Source organism: Methylobacterium mesophilicum, from assembly GCF_036441335.1.
GTDB lineage: Bacteria > Pseudomonadota > Alphaproteobacteria > Rhizobiales > Beijerinckiaceae > Methylobacterium > Methylobacterium mesophilicum_B.
Genome location: NZ_MLBW01000009.1, coordinates 81,715 through 95,074 on the forward strand (window position 1 = coordinate 81,715; position 13,360 = coordinate 95,074).

A 13,360-nucleotide genomic window follows, 5' to 3' on the forward strand; every position below is an offset into this window, starting at 1 on the left:
CGCGGTCACACACCGTCGGTTAACCATAGTGGGCCCTTATCGGTCTCCGTCGGATCGGGGACCGTGCCGCTCCGGCGAACGGAGACCCCGATGGGCCTTTTCACCGCGCTCTCGAACTCGATTTCCGGCGCCTCGGCGCAGTCGCTGGCCCTGAACAACATCTCGGGGAACATCGCCAACACCCAGACGGTGGGCTTCAAGTCCACCGAGACGCGGTTCGCCGACATGCTGGCCGAGACCGGCGACAGCACGCAGCTGGCCGGAGGCGTGATGCCGAGCACGCGCAACAGCCTCAACATCCAGGGCACGATGCAGTCGACCGGCGTGGCGACCAACCTCGCGATCTCGGGCAACGGCTACTTCGTCGTCAAGAAGAACACCGGGACGCCGGACAGCCCGGCCTTCGCCGGCGACACCGGCTACACGCGGCGCGGCGACTTCGCGCCGGACGCCAGCGGCTACCTCTCCAACGGCGCGGGCTACTACCTGTTCGCCGGCCCCGCGGCGACGACCCCCGTGCAGGTCCCGACCGGGGCGAGCACCCTGGCGAGCCTCGCGGTCTCGCCCGCCGGGACCCTCACGGGCACGGCCGCGGACGGCAGCACCCTGGCCCTCGGCACGCTGCAGCTGGCGCAGTTCGGCATGCAGGACAACCTCGCCTCGCTCGACGGCGGCACCTACGTGGCCACCGGCCAGTCCGGGACTCCGAGCTACGGCCTCAACGGCGCGACCATCACGGCCGGCTCGGTGGAGCAGTCGAATGCCGGGATCTCGGACCAGTTCTCGAAGATGATCGAGACCCAGCAGGCCTACACGGCCAACACCAAGGTCATGAGCACGACCGACCAGATGCTCCAGGACGCCATCGCGATGTACACCTGACGCGGTCCCGCGGGGCGCACCCGGCGGTCGTCCGCGAGCGCGCGGGCGCCCGGCATCGGAGTCGTCGTCGGCCGCGGCGCGACGACGGGGATCGGAGGGAGCGAGCCGCAGCTCCGCAGCCCCGACGCCGTGCGCGCGCATCGGGATTCGGGAGCGCGCGGCGTCGGCGATCCGGTCACAGGATCTTCAGCGGGTCCTTCTCGGGCGGGGGCGGCGCCACGTCGGCGCGGTTCCACCAGCCGCCGCCCAGGGCCACAAACAGCGCGGCGGTGTCGGCGTACTGGGTGGCGCGCGCCGCCGCCGAGGTCACCAGCGCCGAGAGATAGCCCTGCTGGGCGATCAGAACCTGCGACGAGGTGATCGCTCCGGCCGTGTACTGCTTGCGGATCAGGGCGAGGCTCTGATTCGTGGCGCTCACCGCGGCGTCGGCGGCGGCCACGGCCTTCGCGTCGGCCTGGAGCGCCCGCAGCGCGTCCGCGACGTTCTGGAAGGCGGTGATCACCGTCGCCTTGTACTGCGCCTGCGCCTCCGTCAGCGACTCCTCGGCGGCGCGCTGGCGCCGGAACAGGGTGCCGGCATCGAAGATCGGCGCCGTCGCCTGCCCGATGATCGTGAAGAACGCGGCGCCCGGACTGGTCACCTGCGCGATCCGCGTGGCGCTGGAGCCGCCCGTGGCGGTCAGGCTGAACTGCGGCAGGCGGTTCGCCAGCGCCACGCCGACATTGGCGCTCGCCTGCTGCACCAGGGCCTCCGCCGCCTTCACGTCGGGCCGCTGCTGCACGAGCCGCGAGGGCAGGCTCACCGGGAGGCGGGTCGGCAGGCGCAGGGCGGCGAGGTCGAAGGTCTCGGAGACCTCGTCGGAGGGCAGGCGTCCTGCCAGCGCGGTCAGCAGGTTGCGCTGCTGCGCGAGCGCCTTCTCCAGCGGCGGCAGCAGCTGCTGCGACAGCGCCAGCGCCGCCTGCTGCTGCACCACGTCGGCCCCGGCGATCTGACCCAGCGACAGCTGCTTGTTGTAGAGCTGCAGAACCTCGGTCTGCGCCTGGATCACCTTGCGGGTCGCGTCGATCTGCGCGCGCAGGGACGCCTCCTGGATCGCGGCGGCGACGACGTTGGCGGTCAGGCTCAGGTAGGCCGCCTCCAGCTGGAAGCGCTGGTTCTCGGTGGTGGCCTCCAGGGACTCGATCTGCCGGCGGTTCCCGCCGAACACGTCCGGATTGTACGAGACCACCGCCTGCGGCGTGGACAGGCTGTAGAGATACTGGTTCTGGTTGTTGAGGGGCGATTGCAGGTCGAGACCGGGCGCCAGCGCCCCCTGGATCTGCGGCGTCGCGGTCAGGCTCGGATAGAGCGTGCCCTTCTGGGCGAGCACGTTCTGCTGCGCCACCCGCAGGGAGGCCTGGGCCGCCTCCAGCGACGGGTTGTTGGCGAGCGCCTGCTCCACGAGGCGGTTCAGCGCCTTCGAGTGGAACAGTGTCCACCACTGGCCGGGGATGTCGGCGCCGGACACGAAGCTCTGGTCGGCCGAGCCGCCCTGCCGGGTCCGGATCTTGTCGGCCGCGGAGGGGTTCTGCAGCGGTTCCCTGGTGTAGCGGCCGACCGGCGGGGCCTCGGGCGCCACGTAGTTCGGGCCGACCGCGCAGGCCGACAGGCCGAGGGAGGCCGCCAGCCACGCGGTCGCCCGTCCGCACCGTCTCGGCGCAAAGCTCACCATCCCGCCCCCGAAAACCACACCTCGGTAGAGCGGCGCGACCCGCTGCCAAGTCAATCCAGCCGTCCCCAGATGGCGCGCGCGGCGCGGTCCTTGTGGCGCCCCTGCAACGGGCGGCGCGCCGGCCCGGACGATCCCGAGCCGGCTCACGCGGCGGCCCGATGCGCGGGCCGCGCCTGGGCGTCCGGGTTCGGGCGGCGTCGGGAGAACAGGGAGATCAGCACCGGGACGATCACGAGGATCAGGTTCGGCGCCAGGATGATGCCGCCCACCACCACCAGCGCCAGCGGCTTCTGCACCTGCGAGCCGATGCCGGTGGAGACCGCGGCCGGCAGCAGGCCGACGCAGGCCGCCACGCAGGTCATCATCACCGGGCGCATGCGCACCACCGCGGCGTGCCAGACCGCCTCCTGCCGCTTCCAGCCCTCATCGAGCAGCTGGTTGTAGTAGGCCAGCAGGATCACGCCCTCCATGGTCGAGATCCCGAACAGCGCGATGAAGCCGATCGCGGCCGAGATCGAGAACGGCGTGCCGGTCAGCGCCAGGGCGAAGATGCCGCCGATCATCGCCATCGGGATCACCGACAGGGTCAGCAGCATGTCGGCCACCGACGAGAAGTTGATGTAGAGGAGCAGCGCGATCAGCAGCAGCGTGATCGGCACCACGAGGCTCAGCCGGGCGGCCGCCTCCTTGAGGTTGGTGAACTGCCCGACCCATTCGAGCCGGTAGCCCGGCGGCAGGTCCACCGCCTCGCCGACCTTGCGCTGCGCCTCGATCACGGCGCTGCCGAGGTCGCGGCCGCGCACCGAGAACTTCACCGGGATGTAGCGTTCCTGGTCCTCGCGGTAGATGAACGAGGCGCCCGAGACGAGGTCCACGTCGGCGATCTCGGAGAGCGGCACCTGGATCACGCCGCCGTTGGGGTTCTGGGCGCCGACCGCGATGTTGCGGATGCCCGCGAGCGAGGAGCGGTACTCCTTCGCGAGGCGCACCCGCATCGGGAAGTGCCGGTCGGAACCGTACTCGTAGAGGTCGCCCGCGGTCTGGCCGCCGATCGCCGCCTGGATCGTGGTGTTCACGTCGCCGATCGACAGGCCGTAGCGGGCCGCCTTGTGGCGGTCGACGTCGATCCGCACCGTCGGCTGGCCCAGCGATTCGAACACCGACAGGTCGGTGACGCCCGGGACGGTGGCGAGCGCCGCCTTCACGGCGTTCGCCGTCTTGGTGAGCTGCGCGAGGTCGTTGCCGTAGATCTTGACCGAGTTCTCGCCCTTCACGCCCGAGGCCGCCTCCTGGACGTTGTCCTCGATATACTGCGAGAAGTTGAATTCGATGCCGGGGAACTCGGCCTCCAGCTTCCTGCTGAGGTCCTGGATCAGCGTCTCCTTGTCGAGGCCCTTGCGCCACTGGTCGATGGGCTTGAGCGGCGCCAGGATCTCGACGTTGAAGAAGCCCGTGGCGTCGGTGCCGTCGTTCGGGCGCCCCTGGTGCGACAGGACGGTGGTGACCTCCGGGACCTCCTGGAAGATCTTGCGCATGCGCTGGACGTAGGCGTTGCCGGCCTCCAGCGAGATCGAGGACGGCATCGTCCCGCGCACGTAGAGGTTGCCCTCCTCGAGCCGCGGCAGGAACTCCAGGCCGAGATTGCGGGCCGTGAGGCCCGAGACCAGCAGCACCGCCACCATCACGGCGACCGCCAGGACCCGGTTGCGCAGGCCGAAGCGCAGCGCCGCCTCGTGGCCGACGCGCAGCACCCGCACGATCAGGGTGTCGCGCTCCTCGAGCTTCCTCGGCAGCATCAGGGCCGAGAGCGCGGGCGAGACCGTGAAGGTGGCGAGCAGGCCGCCGAGCAGCGCGTACGCGTAGGTCTTGGCCATCGGGCCGAAGATGTGCCCCTCGACGCCGGTCATCGTGAACAGCGGCAGGAAGCCGACGATGATGATCGTCGCCGAGAAGAAGATCGCCCGGTTCACCTCGCGGCCGGCGATCGCGATGGTGCCGAGCCGCCCGGTCAGCCCGTCGGGCGGGTCCTCGCCCTTCACGTGGTCGGGCTCGGCGATGTGGCGGAAGACGTTCTCCACCATGATCACGGTGGCGTCGACGATCAGGCCGAAATCGATCGCGCCGAGCGACAGCAGGTTGGCCGAGTCGCCGCGCACCACCAGGATCAGGATCGCGAAGCCGAGCGCGAACGGGATCGTGGCCGCCACGATGATCGCGCTGGTGAGCGAGCCGAGGAACAGCCACTGCACCACGAAGACCAGCACCACGCCGAAGACGAGGTTGTGCATCACCGTGTGGGTGGTGGTGTGGATCAGGCCGGAGCGGTCGTAGATCCGCTCGATCTTCACGTCGGGCGGCAGGATCGTGGAGCTGTTGATCTTGTCGATCTCGGCCTCGACCCGCTCCAGCGTCGGCAGGCTCTTGCCGCCGCGGGTCATGAGCACGATGCCCTCGACGATGTCGGGCTGGTTGTCGTGGCCGACGATGCCCAGCCGCGGGGCGTTCGACACGCGCACCTCCGCCACGTCCCGCACCAGCACCGGGGTGCCGTTGACGAGGCTGATCATCGTGTCGCGGATGTCGTCCATGTCGCGGATCAGGCCGATGCCGCGCACCACCGCCGATTGCTGCCCCACGTTCAGCGTCTGGCCGCCGACGTTGATCGAGGCGTTGTTCAGCGCGTTGGTCAGCTGCACCAGGGTCAGGCCCTGGGCCTGGAGGCGGTTCAGGTCGACCGCGACCTCGTACTCCTTGGCCTTGCCGCCGAAGGCCGTGACGTCGACGACGCCGGGGATCGCCTTGAACCGGCGCTGCAGCACCCAGTCCTGCAGGGTCTTCATGTCCATGGGCGAGTAGCCCGCCGGGCCGACGAGCTTGTAGCGCATGATCTCGCCCACAGGGCTCGTCGGCGAGATCTGCGGAGTCGCGCCGTTGGGCAGCGTCGGGGCCTGCGACAGGCGGTTGAGCACCCGCTGCAGCGCCTGCTCGTACGTGTACTCGTAGTTGAACTGAACCTTCACGTCTGAGAGCCCGAACAGCGAGATCGTGCGCACCACCTGGGCGTTCGGGATGCCGGCGAGCGCCACCTCCAGCGGGATGGTGATGTAGCGCTCGATCTCGTCGGCGGACTGGCCCGGATTCTGAGTGATCACGTCGACGAGCGGCGGGACCGGATCCGGGTAGGCCTCGATGTTGAGCTGCGTGTAGGCGCCGTAGCCGACGCCGAGCATCACCACGAACAGCAGCACCACCAGCACGCGCTGGCGCAGCGAGAAGGTGATCAGGGCGTTCATCGGACCGGATCCCCGCTCAGGACGCCTTGTCGCCGGTGGCCGCCCGGTCGATGAACAGGGCCCCCCGGGTGACGACCTGCTCGCCCGCGCGCAGGCCCTGGACGACCTGGGCGTTGTCGCCGTTGATCAGGCCGAGCTTGATGTCGCGCGCCTCCACGGCGCCGTCCGGCCGCGCGACCCAGACGTGGGTGCGGTCGCCCTCGTACACGATGGCGGCCAGCGGCACGCTCGGGCTCGGCTCGCCCTTGCCGGTGATGATCGTGTAGGTGGCGAACATCTCCGGGCGCAGCACCCGGTCCGGGTTGTCGACCTCGCTGCGCACCGCGAGCCGGCGCGTCGCCGGGTCGAGGCTGGAGGCCATGTAGTTCACCCGGGCCTTGAACACCCGCGCGCCGAAGCCCGCGACCTTCGCCTCGACCTCCTGACCGATGCGGATCCGCGGGATCTCGCTCTCGCGGACGTTGGCCACGAGCCAGACCGTCGACAGGTCGCCGATCACGAAGACCGGGTCGCTGGAGGCCGAGAGGTACTGCCCGATGCCGACCTTGCGCTGGACGATCGTGCCGGCGATGGGCGCCCGGATCTGCGTCTCGGCGCTCATCGTCCCCTTCTTCTCGAAGGCGGCGATCTCGGCGTCGGTCTTGCCGAGGAGGCGCAGGCGGTTCTTCACCGCGTCGAGGGCGCCCTCGGCGGTCTTCAGGTCGCTCTGGGCGGCGATGACGTCGTTCTGGGCCGACTGGTAGTCCTTCAGCGCCGTCGCGTGGGCCTGGAACAGCTCCTGCTGGCGCTGCGCGATCGTCTGGTCGAGCTTCAGGAGCGCCTGCTGCTTCTGGAGGTTGTTCACGGCCGCCTGATAGTCGTTCTGCGCCTGGACCATGTCGGTGGCCTCCAGCGTCAGCAGCACGTCGCCGGCCTTCACGTCGTCGCCGGCGCGGACCAGGACCTTCGTCACCCGGCCGGCATAGGGCGAGACCACCGGGACGTTGTCGTCCTCGTTGAGGGCGATCCGACCCTCGGCCGAGCCCTCGGGCCGGAACATCAGGTTGGCCACCGGCAGGATCTCGAAGGCCGCGCGCTGCTCCTTGGACGGCCGGAACACCCGCTCCACGGGGCCGGCCTTCTCCGCGTCGATGCCCGGGTCCGGGTTGCCCGGGGCGAACAGCCCGGTCACGGCCGCGACGAGATGCGCGGCGGCCTCGCGGGTCCGGTCGGGAAACGCGACGGCGGCGCCGACGGCGGCCGCGAGCAGGACGACGATGACCAGCAGGCCGGGCCAGCGGCGCCTGCGCGCGGGGACGGCGACGGCCTCGTCCTGGTCCAGCGGATTTCGGGCGTCCATGCGGATGATCTTCTAGGTCCGGACCGAGAGTCCGGGCTGGGTGACGAGAGTACGATACGTGCCCGGACGACGCCTACATCAATGCGGTCGCTGGTGCTTTTCTATGGCGCGCCGCGGGAAGATTCCGGCGGTCCCGCGTGCCTAGAGCAAAGCTTGTCAGACAGGCAATCGATCCGGCGCCCCGGTCGCGAAACCGTGTGGCCCCGTCTTCCTTTGACGGGATTTGTTACAATATGACAACGCTCGCGGGTCCAGGCCCGCGCGATCCCGCACCTGTCACCGAAGAACCCGTCATGTCCGATACGAGCAACGCTTCCGTCCCGGCCGCACCCGGTTCCGCCGCCGGCAAGATCCCGGTCACCGTGCTCACCGGCTATCTCGGCGCGGGCAAGACCACGCTCCTCAACCGGATCCTCACCGAGAACCACGGCAAGCGCTACGCCGTGATCGTCAACGAGTTCGGCGAGATCGGCATCGACAACGACCTCGTCGTCGGCGCGGACGAGGAGGTGTTCGAGATGAACAACGGCTGCGTCTGCTGCACGGTGCGCGGCGACCTGATCCGGATCATGGACGGGCTGGTCAAGCGCCGGGGCAAGTTCGACGCGATCATCGTCGAGACCACCGGGCTCGCCGACCCGGCCCCCGTGGCGCAGACCTTCTTCGTCGACCAGGATGTCGGCGAGGCCGCACGCCTCGACGCCGTGGTGACGGTGGCCGACGCCAAGTGGCTGTCCGACCGCCTGAAGGACGCGCCGGAGGCCAAGAACCAGATCGCCTTCGCGGACGTGATCCTGCTCAACAAGAGCGACCTCGTCTCCCCGGCCGACCTCGACCGCGTCGAGGCCGAGATCCGCACGATCAACCCGCTGGCCAAGCTCCACCGCACGCGGAACTGCGCCGTGCCCCTCGACGCGGTGCTCGAGCGCAACGCCTTCGACCTCGACCGCATCCTCGACGTCGAGCCCGACTTCCTCGAGGCAGGGCACCACCACCATCACGATTCCGACATCCGCTCGGTCTCGGCCAAGATCGAGGGCGCGGTCGACCCGGACAAGTTCATGCCGTGGATCTCGAACCTGACCCAGACGCAGGGTCCGGACATCCTGCGCTGCAAGGGGATCGTGGCCTTCCCGGACGAGCCGAAGCGCTTCGTCTTCCAGGGCGTGCACATGATCCTCGACGGCGACGTTCAGGGCGACTGGGGCAAGGACGAGAAGCGGGTCTCCCGGGTGGTCTTCATCGGCCGCAACCTCGATCCGGCGGCGATCACCGAGGGCTTCGAGGCCTGCCGCGCCTGAGCCGGGGAGCCGCCCTCCGGGCTGCCGGGCGTCGGGAAGGCGATTCTCAACGTTTGGATGGCATCACGGACGGCGCGGGCCCGCGTAACCGGCCCGCGGAGTCCGCGTATCCATGGCCCACACCGCAGCGCCCGCAGGCCCGGTCCCGTCCGGGTCGGCGGGCGGAATCCCGCTCATCGCGGCCGTCGAGGGGCTGGCCAAGGCGCTGTTCGCGGCGTTCATCTTCTTCGCCTGCTTCGCCTTCTCGGAGACGTCCCCCTACGACGCGGTCGCGATCCCCACGATCCTGCTCTGGCTCTGCCTCGGCGTGCGGCTGCACCGCGGGGCGGTGCCGCTGGTGGCGCTCCTCCTGCTCTACCTCGCGGCCATCGTCACCGCGCTGCTGCCCTACCTGAACGAGGAGTTCCCGGTCACCTGGACCGTGCAGCTGATCTACCTGTCGATCACCTGCGTCTTCTTCGCGATGTTCTTCGCGGACGACACGCAGGCCCGGATGGAGCTGGCGCTCAAGGCCTACACGGCGAGCTGCGTGTTCTCGGCGGCTCTGGGCATCGTCGGCTACCTGCAATGGCTCGGGATCGAGGACCTGTTCTACAAGTACGACCGGGCCTCGGGCACCTTCCAGGACCCGAACGTCTTCGGCTCGTTCCTGACGCTCGGCGCCCTCTACCTGATGCACGGCCTGCTCACCGGCTCGACCCGCCGGCCGCTCGTGTCCCTCGCGGGCCTGCTGATCATCGTGGCCGGCATCTTCCTGTCGTTCTCGCGCGGGTCCTGGGGCGGGAGCGTCGTCGCGGTGCTCCTGATGGTGGGATCGGTCTATGCCGGCAGCGCCTCCCCGCGCCTGCGCCGCCGCATCGTGCTCCTGACCCTCGCGACGGTCGTCCTCGGCACCGTCGCGGTGATCGGGCTGCTCTCGGTCGACCACGTTCACAAGATGTTCGAGACCCGGGCGGCCCTGACCCAGGATTACGACCAGGGCGAGACCGGCCGCTTCGGCAACCAGATCCGCGGCTTCGCCATGCTGCTGGAGCGGCCGTTCGGGATGGGGCCGATGCACTGGCGCCTGACCTTCGGGCTCGAGCCGCACAATTCCTACATCGGCTCCTTCGCCAACGGCGGCTGGCTCGGGGGCGCGGTGTTCATCGGCCTCGTGGCGGCGACCGGCCTCGTCGGGTTCCGGCTCCTGGCGCGGCCGTCGCCGGTCCGGGCGCACGCGCAGATCGTCTGGCCGGCGCTGCTGATGTTCTTCCTGCAGGCGGTCCAGATCGACATCGAGAAGTGGCGCCACGTCTACATGATGCTGGGCATGGTCTGGGCGCTGGAGGCCGCGCGGCTGCGCGCGGGCACGCGGCCGCAGGCGGGCGCGCTTGAAACGCGGCGCTAGGCGCGGCATCGCTCGGTCGCGGCCGATCGGCACCCGGAGACGGTACGTGAGCACACAGCCGGACAGCGAGCGCGACCGGCTCGCGGCCCTCGAGGCCCTCGCCATCCTCGGGACCCCGTCCGAGCCGCATTTCGAGGCCGTCTGCCGGACGGCCCGGCGCCTGTTCGGCGTGCGCAGCGCGTTCGTGGCCTTCCTCGGCGACACGCATCAGTGGCTGAAGACGCCCTGTGCCGGGGTGCCGACCACGATGCGGCGGGAGGAGAGCTTCTGCCAGCACACGATCCGCAGCGACGCCCTCGTGGTCGTTCCCGACGCGCGGCAGGACGCGCGCTTCCGCGATCTGCCCCTCGCCGCCGCGCCGGACGGGATCCGGTTCTACGCGGGCATCGCCCTGAGCCTCCAGCCGGGCCTGCGGGTCGGGACCCTCTGCCTCGCCGATCCCGAGCCCCGCGCCGACTTCGCGCCCGAGGACGCGGCCGCCCTCCGCGACCTCGCCGAGATCGTCGTGGCGCATCTGCGCCTCACGGAAGCCAACGCGCGGCGCGACCGGGAGATCGCGCAGGCGGCGATCCGCGAGGCGCTGATCCGGGAGCAGCACCGGGAGATCAATGCCCGGGCCCGCGCCCAGGAGGCGGCGAATGACCAGCTCACTATGGCCGAGCAGCTCGCCAGCGTCGGCAACTGGCGCGTGGGTCTCGCGGACGGGCAGCCGGTCTGGTCGGCGAGCCTCTACGCCATCGCGGGCCGCGACCCCGCGACGCCGCCGCCGCGCCTCGACGCCTTCTCGCAGATCTACCATCCCGACGACCGCGCCCGGCTCGAGGCGGTCGTCGCGGACGCGATCGCCCGCAGGGTCCGGTTCGACTTCGAGGCCCGGCTGCTGCGGCCGGACGGCGAACTGCGCGACGTGGTCGTGCGCGGCATGGCCCGGGGGGAGGGGCCGGGCGCCGGACTGTTCGGCGTGCTGATCGACGTGACCGAGCGCCGGCGCGCCGAGGACGAGGTGCGCCGCAGCGAGCTGCGCTACCGGGGCCTCGCCGAGGCGCTGCCGCTCCTGGTCTGGACCATGCGGGTCGGGGACGGTCGGGCGACCTACGCCAACGCGCAGTTCCAGTCCTATTACGGGCCGATCGGGCCCGAGCGCGCGGAGCGCCTCGTCCGGAACCACCCCGAGGATGCCGCCGCCATGGAGGCGGCCTGGATCAAGGCGGTCGAGACCGGCACGGGCTACGGCGGCCAGTGGCGCATCCGCCGCCACGACGGCGTCTACCGGTGGCACAAGCTCGCGCTGATCCCGATCCGCCTCGACCCGGCGGACGGCGCGGTGGCGGAGTGGCTCGGCACCGCCCTCGACGTCGACGACATCGTCACGGCGCGGCTCGCCGTCGAGGAGGCGAGCGGCCTTCTGGACATCGCCCTCGACGCCGCGGAGGCCGGCACCTGGGACTGGGACATGCGCACCGGGCTCGCCGTGCTCAGCCCGGAGAGCGCGCGGATGCACGGCCTTCCCGAAACCGGCGCGGCCCACACGATCTCGGCCTCCGCCTGGACGGCGCTGATCGATCCCGACGACGTGGCCGATGTCTGGAGCGAGATCCGGCGGGCGGTCGAGTCCGGCACCCCCTACGCGGCCGAGTTCCGGGTCGGCGCGCGCTGGCTCTACGCGCGGGGCCGGACGCTCTGCGGCGCCGACGGGCAGCCGCAGCGCATGGTCGGCCTCCACCTCGACATCACCGAGCGCAAGGCGGTCGAGGCGGCCCTGCGCACCGCCACGCGGGACGCGGAGGCGGCGCGCACCGAGGCGGAGCGGGCGAGCGCGGCCAAGAGCGAGTTCCTCGCCGCCATGAGCCACGAGATCCGCACGCCGCTGAACGGCATCCTGGGCTACGCCGAACTGCTCCTCGACGCCGACGCGATCCAGAACGAGGACCGTCGCCGCCTGGAGCTGATCCAGAGCAGCGGCGCGGCCCTGCTCACGGTGGTCAACGACATCCTCGACTTCTCGAAGATCGAGGCCGGCGAGCTGACCCTCGATCCGGTCACCTTCCCGCTGGTCCCGGTCGTCGACGGCACGGTCTCGATCGTGCGCGGCAGCGCGCTCCGGAGCGGTCTCGCCATCGAGGCCCGGATCGACCCGACCCTGCCGACCTTCGTGGTCGGCGATGCCGGGCGCCTGCGTCAGGTGCTGCTCAACCTGCTGAACAACGCCGTCAAGTTCACGCCCGAGGGCTCGGTCACGGTGACCGTCGAGCGGGAGGGCGGCGGCCTCGCTCCCGACGGCCGCCCCGGCGACGCGGTCCGGTTCTCCGTGGTCGATACCGGCATCGGCATCGCGCCGGCGCAGCAGGACCGGCTGTTCAAGCGGTTCAGCCAGGTCGACGGCTCGATCAGCCGGCGCTTCGGCGGCACCGGCCTCGGGCTGGCGATCTCCCGGCACCTCGTGTCGCTGATGGGCGGCGAGATCGGGGTCGAGAGCCGCGAGGGGGCGGGCTCGACCTTCTGGTTCCGGCTGGTGCTGCCCCGCGGCGAGCAGGGCACCGCGACCCCGGACGCCGCGGCCGACGCGGGTGTGCCGCCGCGGCCGGCCACNGTGTGCCGCCGCGGCCGGCCACGGCTCCGGCCGCCGGCCAGGTCCCGGGCGCGCCGCTGCGGCTGCTCCTCGTCGAGGACGTGCCGCTCAACCAGGAGCTCGCCTGCGCGGTGCTCGAATCGCAGGGCTACGCGGTGGACGTCGCCGGGGACGGCGCCGAGGCGATCACGGCTGTCGGATCGTCCGTCGCGGCGGGCCGGGCCTACGATCTCGTGCTGATGGACGTCCAGATGCCCCGCGTGGACGGGCTCACGGCCACGCGCCGCATCCGCGCCCTGGCGCCGCCCGCCTGCGACGTCCCGATCGTCGCCATGACCGCCAACGTCCTGCCGTCGCAGATCGAGGAGCTGCGCGAGGCCGGGATGGACGATTACGTCGGCAAGCCGTTCCGGCGGGCCGACCTCTTCGCCACGATCAGCCGCTGGACGGCGCCCGGCGCGCGGCGGCCGGCGCGGGCCGAGGAGCCGCGCCGCCTGCCGCAGGTGGATTCGGCCGTGCTCGACGCGGCGGTCCTCACCGAGATGGAGGCGAGCTTCGGCGCCGATCGCGTCGGAGCGCTGCTCGATCTCCTGGCGAACGAACTGTCCGAGCGGTTCCGGCCGAGCGAGACCGACCGCCTGCAGATCGCCCACGACGCGCATGCCCTGGTGGCGGCCGCCGGGCTGCTGGGCTTCGTCGGCCTGTCGAGCCTGTGCCGGGAGGTCGAGGCCGCCGCCCACGCGGGCGCCGACCTGATGCCGCTGATCCGGCGCCTGGAGATCCAGCGGGCGACCGCGCTCCGCGCCATCCGGCAGCTGCGCGCGGCGTGAGTCTGCGCGCGGTCTCGAGGACCTTGTCCGTCATCGCTTCGCCGCGCG

6 protein-coding genes and 2 pseudogenes are annotated in these 13,360 nt (G+C 71.1%); 5 read left to right on the top strand and 3 right to left on the bottom strand.

Going from position 1 to position 13,360, the window contains the following annotated elements; translation table 11 throughout:
* Positions 1–90 precede the first annotated feature (90 nt).
* Positions 91–522, top strand: a pseudogene (locus MMR14E_RS29180) (flagellar hook basal-body protein); the annotation flags it as partial.
* 21 nt (positions 523–543) lie between these two features.
* Positions 544–882, top strand: coding sequence for a flagellar hook-basal body complex protein (locus MMR14E_RS29185; RefSeq protein ID WP_419539318.1), 339 nt, complete (start codon positions 544–546; stop codon positions 880–882).
* A 175-nt stretch (positions 883–1,057) separates the two neighbouring features.
* Here the strand turns inward: MMR14E_RS29185 and MMR14E_RS07150 are convergent, their stop codons facing one another.
* The 3 genes from MMR14E_RS07150 to MMR14E_RS07160 form a co-directional block, all read right to left on the bottom strand.
* A complete protein-coding gene (locus MMR14E_RS07150) occupies positions 1,058–2,593 on the bottom strand; it encodes an efflux transporter outer membrane subunit (protein ID WP_331313462.1) in 1,536 nt (511 codons plus the stop codon).
* Positions 2,594–2,736: 143 nt separating this feature from the next.
* The gene (locus MMR14E_RS07155; RefSeq protein WP_331313463.1) at positions 2,737–5,886 is read right to left on the bottom strand and encodes a CusA/CzcA family heavy metal efflux RND transporter; all 3,150 of its coding nucleotides are present in this window, start codon (positions 5,884–5,886) and stop codon (positions 2,737–2,739) included.
* Positions 5,887–5,902: 16 nt separating this feature from the next.
* Positions 5,903–7,225, bottom strand: coding sequence for an efflux RND transporter periplasmic adaptor subunit (locus tag MMR14E_RS07160; protein WP_331313464.1), 1,323 nt, complete (start codon positions 7,223–7,225; stop codon positions 5,903–5,905).
* A 293-nt stretch (positions 7,226–7,518) separates the two neighbouring features.
* On the opposite strand from MMR14E_RS07160, the gene MMR14E_RS07165 reads away from it, so the two are divergent.
* From MMR14E_RS07165 to MMR14E_RS07175, 3 genes and pseudogenes are all read left to right on the top strand, one after another.
* The gene (locus tag MMR14E_RS07165) at positions 7,519–8,526 is read left to right on the top strand and encodes a GTP-binding protein (protein WP_331313465.1); all 1,008 of its coding nucleotides are present in this window, start codon (positions 7,519–7,521) and stop codon (positions 8,524–8,526) included.
* Between the two features lie 112 nt (positions 8,527–8,638).
* Positions 8,639–9,913: an O-antigen ligase family protein gene (locus MMR14E_RS07170; RefSeq protein WP_331313466.1), complete on the top strand. Its 1,275-nt coding sequence runs from the start codon at positions 8,639–8,641 to the stop codon at positions 9,911–9,913.
* A 46-nt stretch (positions 9,914–9,959) separates the two neighbouring features.
* Positions 9,960–13,312: pseudogene (locus tag MMR14E_RS07175) on the top strand (ATP-binding protein).
* The last annotated feature ends 48 nt before the right edge of the window (positions 13,313–13,360 follow it).